The organism is Pseudolabrys taiwanensis, assembly GCF_003367395.1.
Classification (GTDB): Bacteria; Pseudomonadota; Alphaproteobacteria; order Rhizobiales; family Xanthobacteraceae; genus Pseudolabrys; species Pseudolabrys taiwanensis.
Window position 1 is genome coordinate 4737501 of record NZ_CP031417.1, and the last position, 20618, is coordinate 4758118.

Here is a 20618-nt window from a genome sequence, read left to right on the forward strand (position 1 = left end):
CGTGGCCGTGAGACTTGGGCGTACATCCCGCGACTGCGAAGGGTCGCCGATGCGCCATCCGTTACATCCCATACCGGCTCGCGCCTGATCCGGCGCATCACATTGCTGCGTCCTTCTCTCATTATCATGCTCAGCCACTTCGCATTTTTTCGATGCGGATGCGCCAGCGCCTGCTGCCTCCAAGGCCGCTGCGGCGCGCGATGATTAGTATACGTTCGTCTTGCTGCGCCGCGATGGGTCATTGCGCTGCAATGACGATTTCAACACGACGGGATCACGAGGGGGCTTGGTATAATGGATTATGTATGCTGTGCTCTTGCGCGATAGATCGCCCCGATTGCACGTGAGCTGACAATAGAATCAGCCGCGTGGAGGAAACGCAACGAAGGGAGGATTCATGTCGGCCATTCATAAAAAACTGGCTATCGGCGCTGCTTGCTTTGGCGGCCTGCTTGCCTTGTCGTCGGCTCCCGCTGCCGCTTGGGAGCCTAACCACCCGATCGAAATCATCGTGCCGGCAGGCACCGGCGGCGGCGCCGATCAGATGGCGCGCGCGATGCAAGGCATCATCACCAAGCACAGTCTGTCCAAGCAGTCTGTCGTGGTGATCAACAAGTCCGGCGCCGCGGGCGGCGAAGGCTTCCTCGACGTCAAGAACTCCAAGGGCAACGACCACAAGCTGGTCATCACGTTGTCGAACCTGTTCACCACGCCGCTCGGCACCGGCATTCCCTTTACCTGGAAGGATCTGACGCCGGTCGCGATGATGGCGCTCGACGAGTTCGTGCTGTGGGTGAACGCGGACAAGCCGTACAAGAACGTCAAGGAGTACATCGACGCCATCAAGGCCGCGCCCGACAACACTTTCAAGATGGGCGGTACCGGCTCCAAGCAGGAAGACCAGATCATCACGGTCGCGCTGCAGAAGGCGACCGGCAAGCGGATGACCTACATCCCCTATAAGGGCGGCGGCGAAGTGGCCGTGCAGCTCGTCGGCAATCACATCGACTCGTCGGTCAACAATCCGATCGAAGCGGTGGCGCAATGGCGTGCCGGCAAGCTGCGGCCGCTCTGCGTGTTCGACTCCAAGACGTTGGACTATCACGAGAAGATCGCCGGCGATCTCGCCTGGGATTCGATCCCGACCTGCAAATCGCAGGGCCTCGACGTCGAGTATCTGATGCTGCGCGGCTACTTCATGCCGCCGGGCGTCAGCAAGGAAGCGGTCGCCTATTACGTCGATCTCTTCCAGAAGGTCCGCGAAACGCCAGAGTGGAAAAAGCTGATGAGCGACGGCGCTTTCAACCAGTCCTTCAAGACGGGCGACGACTTCGCCAAGTGGGTGGCGGACGCCGAGAAGCAGCACGAAGGCTTGATGAAGGAAGCGGGTTTCCTCGCCCGGTCCAACTGATCAAGCGCGATCGTTTCCGAAAGAAAACGCAATGTCCGACATGACACATGAAGCCGGTGGGATGGGCCCGTCCCATCGGGGCGTTGAAGTGGGTGTTGCCTTGGCGATCGCGGCGGTCGGCGTCATCGCCGTGATCGGCAGCATGCAGATCGGCTCGGGCTGGGGCGCCGATGGTCCGCAAGCCGGCTTCTTTCCGTTCTATATCGGCCTGATCATCATCATCGCCTCGGCGGTGAATCTCGCCAAGATCTTCCTCGTTCCGGACGACGGCGCCGTGTTCGCGAACTGGACGCAGTTGCGTCAGGTCGCCTCGGTGGTGGTGCCGACCGCGGTCTATGTCTCCATCATTCCCTATCTCGGCATCTATGTATCCTCGGTGCTGCTGATCGCGCTGTTCATGCGCTGGCTCGGCCACTACCGCTGGAGCGTGGTCGCCGGCATTTCCGTGCTCGTGCCGATCGCGACCTTCTTCATGTTCGAGATCTGGTTCCTCGTGCCGCTGCCGAAAGGCCCGGTCGAGCGGATGCTCGGCTTCTGACAGCCACGCAGGCGGCGCCCCAACGCGGGCGCCGGTTCGAAAGTTTGGGTCACTAACAGGGCAAAGGCGCCATTCAGAGCGCGAGGCCGCCCGAGGAAACGACACAATGTTCGAAGACATCGGCAACTTGATGCACGGCTTCTCGGTCGTCGTCCAACCCTACAATCTCGTGCTGATGGTGATCGGCATTGTGCTCGGCGTTCTCGTCGGCGTGCTGCCGGGCCTCGGCGGCGCCAATGGCGTCGCTATCCTGCTGCCGCTGACCTTCTCGATGTCGCCGACCTCGGCGATCATCATGCTGTCCTGCATCTATTGGGGCGCGCTGTTCGGCGGCGCCATCACCTCCATTCTCTTCAACATACCGGGCGAGCCTTGGTCGGTGGCCACGACATTCGACGGCTATCCGATGGCGCAGCAGGGCAAGGCCGGCGAGGCGCTCACGGCGGCCTTCACCTCGTCCTTCGTCGGCGCGCTGTTCGCCGTCATCATGATCACGCTGGTCGCGCCGCTGGTGGCGAGCTTCGCCTTGCGCTTCGGTCCGGCCGAAATCTTCTCGGTCTATTTCCTCGCCTTCTGCAGCTTCGTCGGCCTCAGCAAGGAGCCGCCGTTCAAGACCATCGCGGCGATGATGTTGGGCTTCGCCCTCGGCTCGGTCGGTCTCGACCAGGTCACCGGCCAACTGCGCATGACCTTCGGCTTCGAGAGTCTGCTCAGCGGCTTCGACTTCCTCATCGCGGTCATCGGCCTGTTCGGCATCGGCGAAATCCTCTTGACCATGGAGGAGGGGCTGTCGTTCCGCGGCAAGTCGGCGAAGATCAATCTCAAGATCGTGCTGCAGACTTGGCGCGAGCTGCCGAAATACTGGTTCCTGTCGCTGCGCTCGTGCCTGATCGGCTGCTGGATGGGTATTTCGCCGGCCGGCGCCACGCCCGCTTCGTTCATGAGCTACGGCATCGCCAAACGCATCTCCAAGCGCGGCAAGAACTTCGGCAAGGGCGAAATCGAAGGCGTGATCGCGCCCGAAACCGCGGCGCACGCCGCCGGCACCTCGGCGCTGCTGCCGATGATCTCGCTCGGCGTGCCCGGCTCGCCGACCGCGGCCGTGCTGCTCGGCGGCCTCCTGATCTGGGGCCTGCAGCCGGGGCCGCTGCTGTTCACCGAGCAGAAGGACTTCGTCTGGGGCCTGATCGCCTCGATGTACATGGGCAACATCGTCGGCCTCATCGTGGTGCTGACCTGCGTGCCGATGTTCGCCGCCATCCTGCGCATCCCGTTCAGCGTGATCGCGCCGGTCATTCTCGTGTTCTGCGCCATCGGCGCCTACACCGTGCACAACAACACCTTCGACGTGGTGATGATGCTGGTGTTCGGCATCGTCGGCTACTTCATGAAGAAGACCAACTATCCGTTGGCCCCCATGGTGCTGGCGATCGTGCTCGGCGACAAAGCCGAGGAATCCTTCCGCCAATCGCTGCTCGCCTCGCAGGGCTCCCTGGGCGTGTTCTGGTCGAACGGTCTGGTGTCCTCGATCATGACCCTCGGCCTGATCGCGCTGTTCTGGCCGATCATCAGCGCCGGCTGGGCGCGCATGCGTGGCTCGGCCGGCCTGAGCACGGCGGCGTAAGCCGCCTGTGGGCCGGTTTCGAGCGGGCGGTTGCGCCCGTTCCCGCTCTGGCATAATGTATACCACAAATGACGAGCAGAGACCGTAACCCCCGTCGCGCCAGCGCTCGCGGCCCCGCTCCGGGGCCGGCGCCCTTGGCTTTGCAGCCCCTGCTGGCGCCGATCGACACGACGCCGAGCTTCAAGCACAAGGCCTACACCGCCCTGAAGAACGCCATCGTCGCGATGGACGTCTACCGCAGCCGCGAGGAGATCCGCCTCGACGAACGCAAGCTGGCGCAGGACTTCGGCATCAGCCGGACGCCGGTGCGGGAGGCCATGGCCCAGCTCGAGAGCGAGGGCTTCGTCCGCTCGGTGCCGCGGCGCGGCATCTACGTCGTGCGCAAGACCAAGGCCGAGGTGATCGAGATGATCACCGCCTGGGCGGCGCTGGAAAGCATGGCGGCCCGGCTCATCACCAAGGTTGCGACGGACGAGGAGATCGCCGGCCTGCGCAAGATGTTTGCCGCCTTCGTCGACGGCAAGCTGCGCGCCCATCTCGACGAGTATTCCGACGCCAACATCGAATTCCACCAGACCATCATCCGGCTCAGCCGCAACCAGGTGCTGATCGATTTGGCCGAGAACCTGTTCACGCATATGCGCATGATCCGCCGCACCACCATCGGCGAAAAGGATCGCGCCGACCGGTCGATCAAGGATCACATGGCGATCATCGAAGCGTTGGAAGCGCGCGCCACCGAGCGCGCGGAAGATCTCGTGCGCGATCACGCGCTCGGCCTCGCCGAGCACGTCGCGCAATACGCCGATTATTTGGACTGAGCGTCCGACAAGGAATGTGAGGGGAGTAACCAATGGCTCAAGCAGCAGCACAAACCGCCGGCACCAACGAAGAGCGGGAACTGACCGACGGCTTCAATCTGGTTATCGATGCGCTCAAGCTCAACGGCATCGAGACGATCTACAACGTCCCCGGCATTCCGATCACCGATCTCGGGCGCATGTGCCAGGCCGCGGGCCTTCGCGTGCTCTCGTTCCGCCATGAGCAGAATGCCGGCTACGCCGCGTCGATCGCCGGCTTCCTGACCAAGAAGCCCGGCATCTGCCTCACGGTGTCGGCGCCCGGCTTCCTCAACGGTCTGACGGCGCTCGCGCACGCCACCACAAACTGCTTCCCGATGATCCTGATCTCGGGCTCCTCCGAACGCGAAATCGTCGACCTGCAGCAGGGCGACTACGAGGAGATGGACCAGCTCGCCATCGCCAAGCCGCTGTGCAAGGCGGCCTATCGCGTGCTGCACGCCGCCGACATCGGCATCGGCCTCGCGCGCGCCATCCGCGCCGCGGTCTCCGGCCGCCCCGGCGGCGTCTATCTCGATCTGCCGGCCAAGCTGTTCGGCCAGGTGATGGATGCCGAGGAAGGCAAGAAGTCGCTGGTCAAGGTGATCGATCCGGCGCCGGCGCAAATCCCGGCGCCCGACGCGGTCAAGCGCGCGCTCGACGTGCTCAAGGGCGCCAAGCGCCCGCTGATCATCCTCGGCAAAGGCGCGGCTTATGCGCAGGCCGACGATGCGATCCGGACCCTCGTCGAGAAGAGCGGCATTCCTTTCCTGCCGATGAGCATGGCCAAGGGCCTGCTGCCGGACACGCATCCGCAGTGCGCCGGCGCGGCGCGCTCGACCGTGCTCAAGGATTCGGACGTCGTGCTGCTGCTCGGCGCGCGCCTCAACTGGCTGCTGTCGCACGGCAAGGGCAAGGCCTGGGGCGAGCCGCACAGCAAGAAGTTCATCCAGGTCGACATCGAGCCGAAGGAAATGGACTCGAACGTCGAGATCGCCGCGCCGCTGGTCGGCGACATCGGCTCCTGCGTCGAAGCGTTGCTCGGCGGTATGGGTTCCTGGACCAAGCCCTCGGCGGATTGGACCGGCGCCGTCACCAAGAAGCGCGACGAGAACGTCGCCAAGATGGCGCCGCGCCTGATGAACAACAACGTGCCGATGGATTATCACGGCGCGCTCGGCGTGCTGCGCACGATCGTCAAGGAGCGGCCGGACGCGATGCTGGTGAACGAAGGCGCCAACGCGCTCGACCTCACGCGCGGCATCATCGACATGTACAAGCCGCGCAAGCGTATCGACGTCGGCACCTGGGGCGTGATGGGCATCGGCATGGGCTACGCCATCGCCGCCGCGGTCGAGACCGGCAAGCCGGTGCTGTGCATCGAGGGCGACTCGGCGTTCGGCTTCTCCGGCATGGAGATCGAGACCATCTGCCGTTACCAGCTGCCGGTGTGCATCGTCATCTTCAACAATGACGGCATTTATCGCGGCACCGACGTCAACCCGGCCGGCAACGATCCGGCGACGACCGTGTTCGTCAAGGGCGCGCGCTACGACAAGATGATGGAAGGCTTCGGCGGCATCGGCGTGAACGTGACGTCGCCCGATGAGCTCAAGCGCGCCGTCAACGAAGCGATGGATTCGGGCAAGCCGACGCTCATCAATGCGGTGATCGATCCTGCCGCCGGCAGCGAGTCGGGCCGCATCGGCAACCTGAACCCGCAGAGCAAGCTGAAGAAGAAATGAGATTTTCTGTCGTCTCCGCGCAAGCGGGGACGCAGCAATGCCGGATATTCGACGTTACGCGCAATCGATAGGGCTGTGAGTACTGGATGCCTGCTTCGCGGGCATGACGGCCCGGGCAGATAGGAGATACGAGATGGCCAAAGCCAAGAAGAAATCAGCGAAAACCAAATCCAAAGCCGCGGCCAAGAAACCGGCGCGCAAGCCGGTCAAGCTCGTCGCCAAGAGCACCGGCGCGAAAAGGAGCGCCGCCAAAGGTGTGGTCAAGAGCCCGAAAGCGGCGAACGGCGTCAAGAAGTCGAACGGCAATGGCGCCGCGCGTCCCTCGGCGAAGCCCTTCGGCCAGGCCGGCAAGGCGCTCGAGGGCGTGCGTATCCTCGACTTCACCCACGTGCAGTCGGGTCCGACCTGCACGCAGCTTCTCGCCTGGTTCGGCGCCGACGTGATCAAGGTCGAACGCCCCGGCGTCGGCGACATCACGCGCGGCCAGCTGGTCGACGTGAAGGGCGCGGACTCGCTCTACTTCACCATGCTCAACCACAACAAGCGCTCGATCACGATCGACTCCAAGCATCCGCAGGGCAAGCGCGTGCTCGACGAGCTGATCAAGAAGTGCGACGTGCTGGTCGAGAACTTCGCGCCCGGCGCGCTCGACCGCATGGGCCTCACCTGGGAGCACATCCACAAGCTCAACCCGCGCATGATCGTCGCGTCGGTGAAGGGCTTCGGCCCCGGCCCCTATGAGGACTGCAAGGTCTACGAGAACGTCGCCCAGTGCACCGGCGGCGCGGCATCGACCACCGGCTTCCTCGACGGTCCGCCGCTCGTCACCGGCGCCCAGATCGGAGACAGCGGCACGGGTCTACATCTCGCACTCGGCATCGTCACCGCGCTGTATCAGCGCAACCGCACCGGCCGCGGTCAGCGCGTGCTCGCCGCCATGCAGGATGGCGTGCTCAATCTCTGCCGCGTCAAGCTGCGCGACCAGCAGCGCCTCAAGGCCGGTCCGCTCACCGAATACAGCCAGTACGGCGAGGGCATTCCGTTCGGCGAAGCGACACCGCGCGCCGGCAACGACTCCGGCGGCGGTCAGCCCGGCTGGATCCTGAAGTGCAAGGGCTGGGAGACCGACCCGAACGCCTACATCTACTTCATCACGCAGGCGCCGGTGTGGGGCGCGATCTGCGACCTGATCGGCGAACCGACCTGGAAGACCGATCCGGAATACGCCACGCCCCGCGCGCGTCTGCCGAAGCTCAAGGCCATCTTCCGCCGCATCGAGGATTGGACGATGACCATGACCAAGTTCGACGTCATGACGGCGTGTAACGCGGTCGACATCCCGGTCGGTCCGATCCTGTCGATGAAGGAAATCGCCGAGGACCAGAGCCTGCGCGACACCGGTACCGTGGTCGAGGTCGATCATCCGGTGCGCGGCAAGTATCTGAGCGTCGGCAATCCGATCAAGTTGTCGGATTCGATCACCGAGGTGAAGCGTTCGCCGCTGCTCGGCGAGCACACCGACGAGATCCTGACCAGCGTGCTTGGGCTCAAGGCCAAGGATGTGGCCGAGATCAAGAACTCCGGCGCGCTCAGCGCGCCGCAGAAGGAAGAGAAGGCGGCGTAATCAACGAGCGCTGTCGCCCCCGCGAAGGCGGGGGCCCATAACCCCTGTCGGTGGATATGGGTTCCGGCCCTCGCTTCGCTCGGCCGGAACGACAGGGAGAAAATACGGGGAGAGTCTGAAATGCGTATCGTCGTCCACGGCCAGCAGGCCTTCGGCAAGGCCGTGCTGGAAGCGCTCTTGAAGCGCGGAGACAATGTGATCGCCGTCTATGTCGCGCCGGAAAAACCCGGCGCCAAGCCGGATCCGCTGAAAGAAGCGGCGATCGCCGCCGGCCTGCCGGTGCACCAGCCGTCGTCCTACAAGGACCCGAAGGTGTGGGAAGAGTTCAAGGCGATGAAGCCGGACCTTCAGGTCATGGCCTTCGTCACCCTTTTCGTGCCCGAGGATTTCCTCAACATCCCGACGCACGGCTCGATCCAGTATCACCCGTCGCTGCTGCCGGCCTATCGCGGCGCCTCGGCCATCAACTGGCCGATCATCAAGGGCGAGAAGGAAACCGGCCTGTCGATCTTCTGGCCGGACAACGGCCTCGATACCGGCGATGTGCTGTTGCAGAAGAAGACGCCGATCTCCGACACCGACACGCTCGGCACCGTCTACTTCGATCGCCTGTTTCCGATGGGCGTCGATGCGATGCTGGAATCGGTCGACCTGGTGAAGGCCGGCAAGGCGCCGCGCATCAAGCAGGACGAGTCGAAGGCGACCTATGAAGGTCTGTGCCGCGCGGGCAACGCCCACATCGATTGGGGCAAGCCGTGGGAGCAGATCGACCGCCTGATCCGCGGCTGCAATCCGGCGCCCGGCGCCTGGACGACGCTCAACGGTGCGACCGTGAAGATCTTCGACGCCAAGCCGTTGCCGGCCCGCGATCCGAAAGGCATTGCCGGCAAGCTCGGCGAAGTCGTGCTGGTGGAGGACGACGGCATCACCGTCGTCTGCGCCGACGGCCGCTTCAAGGTCACGCGCGTGCAACCCGACGGCGGCAAGAAGATCGAGGCCGCCGAATGGGCCAAGAGCGTCAATCTCGCGAAGGGCGCCATTCTAAGTTGAGGTGTCATGGCCGGGCATAGCCGGCGTTCTTATGGAACGCCTATGTCCCGGCCATCCCGCTTAAAGAAGTGCTATGCCCGCCTCAGCGGGATCACCGGGACAAGTCCGGTGATGACAAAACAAAATCTGCCGGTTCACCGAACGATTGGAAACGCACCATGCCCGCCTCGCAGCATCAGAATCCGAAGTCCGATATTGAAATCTCGCAGGCCGCCACCAAGCGGCGCATCCTCGACATCGCCAAGGAAAAGCTCGGCATCGCCGCCGAGAACCTCGACCCTTATGGCCACTACAAGGCCAAGGTGTCGATGGACTATGTGAAGTCCCTCGCCGGCAAGCCGAACGGCAAGCTGATCCTGGTCACCGCCATCTCGCCGACGCCGGCGGGTGAGGGCAAGACTACGACCACGGTCGGCCTCACCGACGCGCTCAACTACATCGGCAAGAAGGCGATGCTCTGCCTGCGCGAGCCCTCGCTCGGCCCGTCCTTCGGCGTCAAGGGTGGCGCGGCCGGCGGTGGCTACGCCCAGGTGATCCCGATGGAGGACATCAACCTCCACTTCACCGGCGACTTCCACGCCATCACCTCGGCGCATAACCTGCTCTCGGCGCTGATCGACAACCACATCTACTGGGGCAACAGCCTCGGCATCGACAGCCGCCGCGTCGCCTGGCGTCGTGTCATGGACATGAACGACCGCGCGCTGCGCGAGATCGTCTGCTCGCTCGGCGGCGTCGCCAACGGTTATCCGCGCGAAGCCGGCTTCGACATCACCGTGGCGTCGGAAGTGATGGCGATCTTCTGCCTCGCCAAGGACCTCGAGGACCTCAAGGAGCGCCTCGGCAATATCATCATCGCCTACACCCGTGAGCGTAAGCCGATCCGCGCGCGCGATCTCAACGCGCACGGCGCCATGGCGGCGCTGCTCAAGGACGCGATCGCGCCGAACCTGGTGCAGACGCTGGAAGGCACGCCCGCCTTCATCCACGGCGGTCCCTTCGCCAATATCGCGCACGGCTGCAACTCGGTGTCGGCGACCACCACCGCGCTCAAGCTGGCCGACTACGTGGTGACCGAAGCGGGCTTCGGCGCCGATCTCGGCGCCGAGAAGTTCATCGACATCAAGTGCCGCAAGGCCGGCCTGAAGCCCGATTGCGTGGTCATCGTCGCGACCATCCGCGCGCTGAAGATGCACGGCGGCGTCAAGAAAGAGGACCTCAAGAAGGAGGACCTCAAGGCGCTCGAAGCCGGCATGAGCAACCTGCAGCGCCATGTCGAAAACGTGAAGAAGTTTGGCCTGCCGGCGGTGGTCTCGATCAATCGCTTCTCCGCCGATACCGACGCCGAGATCGCGCTGGTCAAGGAGAAGTGCAAGGCGCTCGGCGTCGAGGCGATCATGGCCGATCACTGGGCGATGGGCGGTGAGGGCGCGGCCGACGTCGCCAAGGCCGTGGTGAAGATCATCGACTCCGGCAAGGCGGATCTGAAGCTGCTCTATCCCGACGACATGCCGCTGTTCGAGAAGGTGCGCACGATCGCCAAGGAGATCTATCGCGCCGACGATGCGACCGCCGACAAGTCGGTGAAGGATCAGCTCAAGCAGTGGGAAGAGATGGGGTTCGGCAAACTGCCGGTCTGCATCGCCAAGACGCAGTACTCGTTCTCGACCAATCCGGACGCCAAGGGCGCGCCGACCGGCTTCTCGATCCCGGTGCGTGAGGTGCGCCTCTCTGCCGGTGCCGAGTTCGTCGTTGCGATCTGCGGTGAGATCATGACCATGCCGGGCCTGCCGAAGGTGCCGTCGGCCGACGCCATCGACGTCAAGGACGGAAAGATCGTCGGTCTGTTCTAGACCCGGCTTTGCACGGGAGCCCGCACCAGAGCGGGCTTACCGCAAACAATGTCCGCTCATTCCCGAGCGCGACCGGACAAAAAAGGAGGGCCCGCTGCAAGCAGCGGGCCCTTTTTTTTGGCGGCGGTCTATCGCCTCGCTCAAGGAGCGGCGTCGCTACTGACCCTTAGTTGACGACCAGCGATGCGTGCTGGCTCTGGCCCTCCGAGAAGCCTCGCGCCTTCATCCAGTCATAGGCGCGGCCGAAGAGGGTCTGGTCATAGATGTCGACGTGCTTGTAGCGCACGAAAGCACGAAGCAACTCGTTCGGCTCCAGCGCGCCCTTCGCATGCGCCGCGACGTGATGTGCATATTTGTAGAAATCGGCGTTGATGAGATCGACGGCCTTGTTCTCGGCTTCGTAGTAACGACGGCGCTGATCTTCGGTGAGGTCCGGAGCGATCACTTCGCCGCCGCGATAGAACGAGGACGCGACGATGTGTGCGCCTTCCTTCAGGGCGAGGCTGATGAAGGGCTCCATCACGGTGATGGCGCGGTAGGTTCCGTTCTTCAGTCCCGCCCAGCGCGCTTGGGGCAGGCCGCCGTGGACGAGCTTGATGTGGTCGGCGCCGATGGCGCTCTCCAGCATCTGAATTGTGGTGTAGTGGGAGCCGGTGAGTTCCTGCACGACGATCGGGACATCCACCAGGTCGCGCGGCACCTGCAGCGTCTCGTCGAAGGTGACGATGGCCTGCGCCGCCACCGAGGCGCGCAATGCCGCGATATTGCCGCCGCGCTTGCCGCGCTCGAGCCGGTCGATGCTGGCCCATTCGCAGACATTGTAGCTGTCGGCGCAGCCGCTATCGAACAGATCCTCCTTCAGACGCGACATGATCGGCCGTTCGGCGTGATCCTTTTCGCGGTCGGCGTAGGTCGCTGAAAAGCTCACATCCAGCCCGGCCTGCGCGAAAAGCCCTTCTTCGATAGCCACGATAACGGGCAGGTCGAAAACCGGATTGTTCGGAGCAACGCGAATGGCAGGCTTGTCGGTGGGGGACGATGTCATCATGCTCTCCTTTTTGACGAAGTTTAGTTCGGCTGGCTGTTGGGTGCTGTGCCGGTTCTTTTCGTGAGAGACGCAAGCGAGACTACTTCCTTTCGGATGTATTCGGCAAACGCCTCGCGCGACATGTCGGCGGGGTCGATGGCGAGAGTTTTGAGCCGCGCCGCTACCGCTGGCTTCGCAAGCGCGGTTTGTATCGCGCGGTCGAGGCGGTTCACGATTTCCGGCGGTGTTCCGGCCGGCGCGAACAAGCCGAGCCAGAAATTATAATCGGACGCCGCGTAACCGAGTTCGACGGAGGTCGCGACGTCGGGCAGGGCGGCGCTGCGTTGGCTGCCGCTGACCGCCAGCGGCACGAGTCTGCCGTCGCGAATGAACGGCAATGCCGCAAGGATCGGCGATGAATAGAAATCGAGGCGGCCGGTCATCGTTTCGGTGAGGGCCTCGGGTGCCCCGCGAAACATGACATTCTGGACCGTGAAGCCGCCGCTCGTTTGCAAGCGATCCATCCAAACCGTCATCGGGGAGCCGATCCCGATGGTGCCGAACGTCAGCGGCGCCGGCGCGGTACGCGCCTTGGCCACCAAGTCGGACAGCGCCGTGATGTTCTTGGATGGCGCAATGACCAGCACGTTGGGAACAATGCCCAGACCGGAAATCGGGACAAAGTCCTTGATCGGGTCGTATCCTGCGTTCGCGATCGTGTACGGCGCGATCGTCAGCGCCGACGAGGTCGCGAGCAGGGTGTAGCCGTCGGAGGGCGCCGTCGCCGCCGCGCGCGCCGCCAGCGCGCCACTCGCACCCACGCGGTTCTCGAAAACGAAGGTCTGCCCGAGTTCCTTACCGACCTCTTCGAGCACGATGCGGGGCACGATGTCGACGGCGCTGCCGGGTGTCAGCGGAACAAGGACATGGATGGGTTTGTTTGGCCAATCCGCCGCATTCGCACGCGCGCCGGCGATGATCGCCGCAGCGGCAAGCGCGCTTATGAATAGCCGACTCATCCGTTGCATGCGCATTGCGATTGGCTCCGCGTCTTCAGAGAGCCGCATAATGTGGCTCGCAGTTACCGACGCAAGGCAGGCGCGGAAGAAAAGACAAAAGCTTTGCTATGTCGGCACAAAACGTAAATGAGCGTTCGTGCGCTGCGCGATTGAAGAAACTGCATTCTCCGGTTCGTCGGCGCCCGGCCGGTCTATCGGCGCGGCGCTTCGGGTGCGGCGCACGCCCGAAGTTGCGGACAAGAGAAACGCGTCGCTGGGGATCGCTCAATTTTTAGCTAGTTTGTACCGCTACCATAGAGTGGGCCTTGGGAAGTTTGCGGTATGTGGAGGGTGTGACGTTACCGGCGGGACCGCCTGTCGGCCATTCATCCCTCATTAACCAGTGACTTCCCAATGACCTTCAGTGCTCCATCTCAAGGCGCCGACACGAACGAGCCGGATCGTTCGTTGATTGACGAGCTCATCAACGCCGTCGCCACGGGCGATGCCGAGGAGCGCATGCGCATCCTTCAGCGCATCACCGATTTGTTCGCGGCGGGCTCGCGCAGCTATTCCACCGACCAGATCGCGCTGTTCGACGATGTGCTGCAGCATCTGACGGTCGACATCGAAAGCCAGGCGCGCGCCAAGCTGGCGCACCGGCTCGCAAGCATCGAAAACGCGCCGCCGAACATGATCCGCAGACTGGCCTTCGACGACGAGATCGAGGTCGCGGGTCCCGTGCTGGTGTTCTCCGACCAACTGAACGACGACGACCTTGTCGAGAACGCCGCGACCAAAAGCCAGGAGCATCTGCTCGCGATCGCGCAGCGTCTGAAGCTGAGCGAAGCCGTTACCGACGTGCTGGTCGAACGCGGCGATAAGCGTGTCGTGCGCAAGGTCGCCGGCAACAAGGGCGCACGCTTCTCGCTCGCCGGCTATGGCAAGCTGACGACCCGCGCGTCGACGGACACCAAGCTCACGCTGACGCTTGGTAAGCGCAGCGACATTCCGCGCCAGTACTTCCTCAAGCTTCTCGAGGCTGCGTCGTCATCGGTGCGCGCCAAGCTGGAAGCGGCCAATCCGGAGCTCGCGGCGGATATCCGAGATACCATCGACAACGTCGCCACGTCCATGCAGCGCGAGGTGCGCGAGGCTTCGCAGGAGCATGCCGTTGCGGCACGCGATGCCAAGCGCCGCTTCCGCGTGCGCGGCGTCACGGAGGCGAGCGTGCATGCGCCGGCGCATGCACAGGATTTCGAGAAGACGGTGGTGGCATTGGCACGGCTCGGCCGTTTCTCGGTCGACCTCGTCGAGCGCGCTTTGCTCGACCAGGGCCAGGACATGGTGCTGTTGCTGGCCAAGGCGGCGGGCTGCACCTGGACGACGGCGCGCGAACTGCTCGTGATGTATGCCGCCGACCGCAACCTCTCGGCCGACGACCTGTCGCGGGCTTTCGACCGCTACAAGAAACTGAGCCGCGAGACCGCCCAGAACATCGTCAACTTCCACGAGCGCTATGTGAAGCCGCGCGTGGAGGCGGAGCTGGAGACGGACACCGCCGGAGCCGCGTCCCCCGCGCGCCTGGAGATCGACGGAGACGAGGCTTCCCTGGTTCCGATCGCGGATTCCCCGCGTTTGGTGACCGTTTTGACATAGTGAAACGGAAAATGAGGTGCTAGAAGCACGCCCAGTCGTAGCTAAAAATTGGACGTGCAATGGACCTGAAGCTTATTTCCATCGGCCGCAATCCGCCCAAGGACATCCACGCGGTTATCGAAATCCCGCTCGGCGGCGTGCCGGTGAAGTACGAATTCGACAAGGTGTCGGGCGCGATCTTCGTCGATCGCTTCCTGCACACCGCAATGTATTACCCGGGTAACTACGGTTTTATTCCTCATACCTTGTCGGACGACGGCGACCCCTGCGACATCATCGTGGTGAGCCAAGTGCCGGTGGTGCCGGGCGCGGTCATCCGCTGCCGGCCGGTCGGCGCGCTGCTGATGGAGGACGAGAGCGGCAAGGACGAGAAGATCCTCGCGGTGCCGGTCGACGCCCTCCATTCGTATTATACCGGGGTCGCCAACTACAGCGATTTGCCGGAAGTTCTCACCGAGCAGATTGCGCACTTCTTCCAGCACTACAAGGATCTGGAAAAGGGCAAGTGGGTGACGATCGTGAAGTGGATCGACGCCGCGGGTGCCGAGGCCATCATCCTGGAAGGGATCGAGCGCGCCAAGGAGGCCAAGCAGCAGGCCTAGGGATGGCGTGATGGCGACCTTCGTTCTCGTGCACGGTGCTTGGAGTGGCGGCTGGTGTTACGGACGGGTCGCCGACATGCTGCGCGCCGAAGGTCATCGTGTCTTCACGCCGACACTGACCGGGCAAGGCGAGCGCTCGCACCTGCTGACGGGCGCCGTCAACCTCTCGACGCACATCGCCGATGTGGCCGGCGTCTTCGCGAACGAAGGGCTCGACGGCGCGGTGCTCGCCGGCCATTCCTATGGCGGCATGGTGATCACCGGCGTTGCCGACCGGATGCCGGAGAAGATCGCGGCGCTGGTCTATCTCGATGCGTTCCTGCCCGAGGACGGCCAGTCGCTGTTCGACCTCAACGTGCCGGCGAACACGCAGCGCTTCATTGCCAATGCCGGTGATATCGGCGGGCTGGCGGTGCCGCCGCCGCCGGCCGCTTTTTTCAACGTCAATGCCAACGACGCCGAACGCGTCGACCGCTTGGCGACGCCGTTCCCGCTTGCGGCCATGGCGGAGCGGTTGAAGCTCACCGGCAAGCATCGGAGCATCGCCAGGCGCATTTATGTGCATGGCACCGTGCTGCCGCGTGAAAGCCCGTTCAAGCCGTTCTACGAGCGGGTCAGGAACGATCCTGCCTGGACCGTGCACGCGCTCGCTTGTGGGCACCACGTGATGCTGGATATGCCGGATAAGACGGCGGAGATCCTGAAGCAAGCCGTGTGACCGGCTGCGAAGATCGCGCAAAGGACGAACGCCGCCGCTTTCGCAAGCGGCGGCGTTTATCTTGGACGAGGCGTCTACTGGAACAGCTTCATCGCGTTGATGAGCGTCTGGATCACGCCCCAGGCCAGCGGAATGCCGACGAAGGCCCAGGCCAAAGTCAGCTTGAGGCCCATCGAGGTTTCTTGTGCTTGCTGCATTGTTATTGTCCTCCCTTAAGCGCCGGCCGGTTCGCTCACGGGGCCGACAGCCGTCTGCGCGCGCTGGGCTTCGTGATCGGGTTTCATGTGGAAGCGGTGGTGCACGGCCTTGATCATGAAGTTGCAGACGAAGCCGATCACCAGCAGCGCCGCCATGATGTACATGGTAGTGTTGTAGGCTTGTGCTTTCGGCACGCCGTGCGTGACGTTGTACTCGCGGATGTAGTTGACGAGCACCGGGCCGAAGATGCCGGCCGCCGACCACGCCGTCAGCAGCAGGCCGTGGATGGCGCCGACGTAGCGCGTGCCGAACATGTCCTTGAGATAGGCCGGCACGGTGGCGAAGCCGCCGCCGTACATCGAGATGATCACCAGGAAGCAGATCACGAACAGCGAGACGCTGCCGACCGATCCGGTGTAAGGCACCGCGCAGTAAAGGAAGAAGCCGAGCACCATGAACACGAAGTAGGTGTTGCGGCGGCCGATGTAGTCCGACGTCGAGGCCCAAAAGAAGCGGCCGCCCATGTTGAACAAGCTCATCAGGCCGACGAAGCCGGCCGCGGCAACGGGCGTGATCTGGCCGGGGAACATCTCCTGGCTCATCGCCGAGGCCTGGCCGAGCACGCCGATGCCCGCGGTGACGTTGAGACACAGCACCCACCAGATCAGCCAGAACTGCGGCGTCTTGAGCGCGTCATAGACATAGACGTCGTTCTTGGTGATCAGCTTTTGCGCCACCGTCGGGGGCGTGTAGCCTTCCGGTTTCCAGTCCGGCGCGGGCACGCGCACGATGATCGAGCCGACGATCATGAAGGCGAAATAGACGATGCCGAGCACGATGAAAGTCTCGGCGACGCCGATATGCGTGGCGGAGGAAAACTTGGCCATCAGCCACACGGATAACGGTGAGGCGATGAAAGCGCCGCCGCCGAAGCCCATGATGGCCATGCCGGTCGCCATGCCGGGACGATCGGGGAACCATTTGATCAGCGTCGAGACCGGCGAGATGTAACCGATGCCGAGCGCGATGCCGCCGAGGACGCCGTAGCCGAGATAGACCAGCCACAGATTATGGAGATAGACGCCGATGGCGGACACGAAGAAGCCGCCGGCCCAGCACAGCGCGGCGGTGAACATCGCCTTGCGCGGGCCGCCTTCTTCGACCCAGCGGCCGAACACGGCCGACGAAGCGCCGAGGAAGAAGATGGCGATCGAGAATATCCATCCGAGCTCGGTGAGCTTCCAATCGTCCGGAGCGGGTTGGCTGATGCCGATGAGTCTGGTCATCGGCAGGTTGAACACGCTGAAGGCATACGCTTGGCCGATGCAAAGATGTACGCACAGCGCGGCGGGCGGCACCATCCAGCGGCTGAAGCCTGGTTTGGCAATCGTATGACTGCGATCGAGGAAAGATAGGCTCATTGCGCGATGACTCCCCTAGGTCGTTGGCATCTTGTTTTTGTTGGTCAGCCAGGAGGATGGTCGCCCCCCACCGCTGCCGGTTGCACACTGAGGAGGCACAACATTTGAATCAATAAACGAATATCAATTGAGCAATCGCACATCCAAATGGTGCAATAGCGAGAGATTTCGCCGTGCTCAAGATTCAGATATAAAAATGTTGTTTTTGTATAGTCGCTTAAATTATATGATTTAGACTAAAGAATAAGTCTGGGGCTTGGAGCGGCGCATCTTCTGTTCCGCGGCCGCACGACAAGATGTTCAGAAGAAAGATGCGCATCGGTCGGACGCAGTGAGGGTACTCGAGCCCGATCGTCCGGCTGGCCCTCAGTGTTGATTATCGCGTGACGGCACCTGCGCGCCTTGGCGCGCACCGAAGCGGGAGCGCTCCGTATCGCCGCGTCGCACGCGTTATGCGCGCCGCGTGGAAATCGTCGCCATCTTTTCGAGCCGGTCGAGTTCGGGTGCGACGCGCTTGGCTTCTTCCACCAGCGCCGCGGTGATCGGCGTCATCGGCTCGCGCTTGGGAACGACAAGGCCGATCGTCTGCACCGCTTCGGGCTCCAGGATCGGAATGGCGCGCAGCGTATCGGTGAGCCCCAATGTCTCGGCGAGCTTGGCCGGCATCACGCTCGCCCAGCGGCCGGTACGCACATGCGAGAACAACAGGATCATCGAATCCGATTCCAAGGTCGGGCGCGACTCGAGGCCCGTGCTCTTGAGCAGCCGATCGATGATGCGCCGGTTCTGCATGTCGGGCGTGAGCAGGCAAAGCGGCACTTGCGCCACTTCCGCCCAGGTGACCTTGTCGCGGTTGCCGAGCGGCGCATCGGCCGACGTGAGCAACCGATAGCGCTCGTGATAAAGCGGCACGACGCTGACACGGCCGAGCGGTTCGTTCTCGATGTAGGTGATGCCGGCGTCGATCTCGAGATTCTCCAAGAGGTCGAGCACCTCGATCGACGTGCGCGAGTAGACGGTGAACTGCACGTTCGGATGTCGCTCGCGATACGGCGTCGTCAACGCGGCGACCATCGCCAGCGCCGTTGGAATCGCGGCGATGCGCAGGCGGCCGGAAAGGCCATGCCGCAACGCGTTGATCTCTTCACGCATCGCGTGTGAATCGCCGACGATGCGCCGCGCCCATTCGAGCACGCGCTGCCCCTCCGGCGTGAACCCTTGAAAGCGCGAGCCGCGGTTCACCAGCAGCACGCCCATTTGCTCTTCGAGCTGCTTTACGCCGGCCGACAGTGTCGGCTGGGTCACGCCGCACGTCTCGGCCGCGCGTCCGAAGTGCTGCTCGCGCGCCAGTGCCAGGATGAATTCGAGCTTGTCCAGCACGCCATATCCCTTTCAATTCAGAGGGTTAGCTATAATACCGGGTATTGCATTGCGAAAGCAATCAGATGTGACGGGTGGGCGAACGATAGCTTTTGCCTATGACCCGATGGCGAGGACGGGGTTGCTTGTTCTTTAGAACGGTCTCAAATCAGCCTCTGGGAGAAGCGGATGAATATGCAGGCACCGCCGCCGCATGCCGGCGGGAATACGAGTCGGCGCAAGCCGCCACGGACGCCCAAAGGGCGCCAAGTCGATCTCCAGGCGCTGGAGGAAGTACAGGCGCTGCTGACCGACCGGCCGCGCCGGCGCGATTTGCTGATCGAGCATCTCCACCTCATTCAGGACCACTACGGCCATCTGTCGGCCGCGCATCTCGCCGCGCTTGCCGCCGAGATGCGGATGGCGCTGACCGAGGTGTACGAGGTCGCGACCTTCTACGCGCATTTCGATGTGGTGAAGGAAGGCGAGACACCGCCGCCACCGGTGACGGTGCGGGTGTGCGAATCGCTGTCATGCACGATGCGCGGCGCCGAAAAGCTGCTGGCCGCATTGCCCGATAAGCTCGGTCCGAACGTGCGCGTCGTGCGCGCGCCATGCATGGGCGCGTGCGATCACGCGCCGGCAGTCGCCGTCGGGCATGTGCAGACGTTCAATGCGACACCGGACAAAGTTGCCGGCGCGGTCGCGGCGCAGCCGCACGCGCATGCGTGGAAGCCGGATGCCGATTTCGCCGCCTATCAGGCGCGAGGCGGTTACGCGCTGTTGAAGGACTGTATCGCCGGCACGCGCACGCCGGACGAGTTGATCAAGATCGTCAGCGATGCCGGCTTGCGCGGCCTCGGCGGCGCCGGTTTTCCGACCGGACGCAAATGGTCGCTGGTGCGCGCGGAGCCCGCGCCGCGACTGTTCGCGGTGAATGCCGACGAGGGCGAACCCGGCACCTTCAAGGACCGCCATTATCTCGAACGCGATCCGCATCGCTTCCTCGAGGGCGTGCTAATCGCCGCCTGGGTCGTCGAGGCGCGCGACACCTACATCTACATCCGCGACGAATACCCTGAAATCCGACTGATGCTGCTCGAAGAGATCGAGAAGCTCGAACAGGCCGGCCTCACGCCGCACACCAAGCTGCATCTGCGCCGCGGCGCTGGCGCATATATCTGCGGCGAAGAATCGGCGATGATCGAGAGCATCGAAGGCAAGCGCGGCCTGCCGCGCCATCGTCCGCCTTACGTCGCGCAGGTCGGTCTGTTCGGCCGCCCGACGCTCGAGCAGAACGTCGAGACGATGTTCTGGATCCGCGACATCGTCGAGAAGGGCGCGGCGTGGTTCGCGTCGCACGGCCGCAACGAGCGCAAGGGACTGCGCAGCTTCTCGGTGTCGGGCCGGGTGAAGAATCCCGGTGTGAAGCTCGCGCCGGCCGGCATCACCATGCGCGAACTGATCGATGAATATTGCGGCGGCATGGAAGAGGGGCACGCTTTCAAGGCTTATCTGCCGGGCGGCCCTTCCGGCGGCATCCTGCCGGCGTCGATGGCCGATATCCCGCTCGATTTCGGCACGCTCGAAAAATACGGCTGTTTCGTCGGCTCCCACGCGGTTGTGATCCTGTCCGACCAGGACGACATCAAGGCCGTGGCGTTGAACCTGATGAAGTTCTTCGAGGACGAGAGTTGCGGTCAGTGCACGCCGTGCCGTGTCGGCACGGAGAAGGCGGCGGCGCTGATGGCGCAGGGGCCCTGGAACGTGGAGCTGCTCAACGAGCTGTCGACCGCCATGCGCGATGCCTCGATCTGCGGCCTCGGCCAGGCGGCGCCGAACCCGCTGCTGTGCGTGTTGAAATACTTCCCCGACGAACTGAAGAAGCCGCTGGGGAAGTGGTGAGTTAGACCCGTCATCCTGAGGTGGCCGCGCAGCGGCCCTCGAAGGAG

At 63.6% G+C, this 20618-nt stretch carries 17 protein-coding genes; 12 read left to right on the forward strand and 5 right to left on the reverse strand.

Annotated elements, in window-relative coordinates:
- The first annotated feature begins 397 nt into the window (after positions 1-397).
- The 8 genes from DW352_RS22550 (at position 398) to DW352_RS22585 (ending at position 10684) form a co-directional block, all read left to right on the forward strand.
- A complete protein-coding gene (locus DW352_RS22550) occupies positions 398-1411 on the forward strand; it encodes a Bug family tripartite tricarboxylate transporter substrate binding protein (protein ID WP_115693429.1) in 1014 nt (337 codons plus the stop codon).
- 31 nt (positions 1412-1442) lie between these two features.
- On the forward strand, positions 1443-1949 hold the full coding sequence (locus DW352_RS22555; RefSeq protein WP_115693430.1) for a tripartite tricarboxylate transporter TctB family protein: 507 nt from the start codon (positions 1443-1445) through the stop codon (positions 1947-1949).
- Positions 1950-2055: 106 nt separating this feature from the next.
- The gene (locus DW352_RS22560; RefSeq protein WP_115693431.1) at positions 2056-3573 is read left to right on the forward strand and encodes a tripartite tricarboxylate transporter permease; all 1518 of its coding nucleotides are present in this window, start codon (positions 2056-2058) and stop codon (positions 3571-3573) included.
- A gap of 140 nt (positions 3574-3713) precedes the next feature.
- Complete coding sequence (locus DW352_RS22565; RefSeq protein ID WP_425374670.1) at positions 3714-4394, forward strand: GntR family transcriptional regulator; 681 nt, start codon at positions 3714-3716, stop codon at positions 4392-4394.
- Positions 4395-4426: 32 nt separating this feature from the next.
- On the forward strand, positions 4427-6157 hold the full coding sequence (gene oxc / locus DW352_RS22570) for an oxalyl-CoA decarboxylase (RefSeq protein WP_115693433.1): 1731 nt from the start codon (positions 4427-4429) through the stop codon (positions 6155-6157).
- A 133-nt stretch (positions 6158-6290) separates the two neighbouring features.
- A complete protein-coding gene (gene frc, locus DW352_RS22575) occupies positions 6291-7781 on the forward strand; it encodes a formyl-CoA transferase (RefSeq protein ID WP_245434222.1) in 1491 nt (496 codons plus the stop codon).
- Between the two features lie 120 nt (positions 7782-7901).
- Positions 7902-8831: a methionyl-tRNA formyltransferase gene (locus DW352_RS22580; RefSeq protein WP_115693434.1), complete on the forward strand. Its 930-nt coding sequence runs from the start codon at positions 7902-7904 to the stop codon at positions 8829-8831.
- A 158-nt stretch (positions 8832-8989) separates the two neighbouring features.
- Positions 8990-10684 (forward strand): formate--tetrahydrofolate ligase, encoded by a 1695-nt coding sequence (locus tag DW352_RS22585; RefSeq protein ID WP_115693435.1) that lies wholly within the window; start codon positions 8990-8992, stop codon positions 10682-10684.
- A 166-nt stretch (positions 10685-10850) separates the two neighbouring features.
- Here DW352_RS22585 and DW352_RS22590 read toward each other — a convergent pair whose 3' ends face one another.
- Positions 10851-11729: an ABC transporter substrate-binding protein gene (locus DW352_RS22590; RefSeq protein ID WP_210209881.1), complete on the reverse strand. Its 879-nt coding sequence runs from the start codon at positions 11727-11729 to the stop codon at positions 10851-10853.
- Between the two features lie 23 nt (positions 11730-11752).
- Positions 11753-12730 (reverse strand): tripartite tricarboxylate transporter substrate-binding protein, encoded by a 978-nt coding sequence (locus tag DW352_RS22595; protein ID WP_162827136.1) that lies wholly within the window; start codon positions 12728-12730, stop codon positions 11753-11755.
- A gap of 393 nt (positions 12731-13123) precedes the next feature.
- Here DW352_RS22595 and DW352_RS22600 point away from each other — a divergent pair, with 393 nt between their 5' ends.
- Genes DW352_RS22600 through DW352_RS22610 form a run of 3 tightly spaced genes read left to right on the forward strand, consistent with a single transcriptional unit; the run spans position 13124 to position 15688 of the window.
- Entirely contained in the window at positions 13124-14368 is a 1245-nt protein-coding gene (locus DW352_RS22600) for a DUF2336 domain-containing protein (RefSeq protein ID WP_115693438.1), read from the forward strand.
- 59 nt (positions 14369-14427) lie between these two features.
- On the forward strand, positions 14428-14970 hold the full coding sequence (gene ppa, locus DW352_RS22605) for an inorganic diphosphatase (RefSeq protein WP_115693439.1): 543 nt from the start codon (positions 14428-14430) through the stop codon (positions 14968-14970).
- Positions 14971-14980: 10 nt separating this feature from the next.
- A complete protein-coding gene (locus tag DW352_RS22610; RefSeq protein WP_115693440.1) occupies positions 14981-15688 on the forward strand; it encodes an alpha/beta fold hydrolase in 708 nt (235 codons plus the stop codon).
- Between the two features lie 74 nt (positions 15689-15762).
- On the opposite strand, the gene DW352_RS27510 is transcribed toward DW352_RS22610, so the two are convergent.
- From DW352_RS27510 to DW352_RS22620, 3 genes are all read right to left on the reverse strand, one after another.
- Positions 15763-15885 (reverse strand): MFS transporter small subunit, encoded by a 123-nt coding sequence (locus DW352_RS27510; RefSeq protein WP_281011334.1) that lies wholly within the window; start codon positions 15883-15885, stop codon positions 15763-15765.
- Between the two features lie 15 nt (positions 15886-15900).
- Positions 15901-17307 carry an L-lactate MFS transporter gene (locus tag DW352_RS22615; protein WP_115693441.1) on the reverse strand — a complete coding sequence of 469 codons (1407 nt, stop codon included), beginning with the start codon at positions 17305-17307 and terminating at the stop codon, positions 15901-15903.
- Between the two features lie 450 nt (positions 17308-17757).
- A complete protein-coding gene (locus DW352_RS22620) occupies positions 17758-18687 on the reverse strand; it encodes a LysR family transcriptional regulator (protein ID WP_115693442.1) in 930 nt (309 codons plus the stop codon).
- Positions 18688-18855: 168 nt separating this feature from the next.
- Between DW352_RS22620 and DW352_RS22625 the strand changes: the two genes are divergently transcribed.
- Positions 18856-20571 carry an NAD(P)H-dependent oxidoreductase subunit E gene (locus tag DW352_RS22625; protein ID WP_115693443.1) on the forward strand — a complete coding sequence of 572 codons (1716 nt, stop codon included), beginning with the start codon at positions 18856-18858 and terminating at the stop codon, positions 20569-20571.
- The last annotated feature ends 47 nt before the right edge of the window (positions 20572-20618 follow it).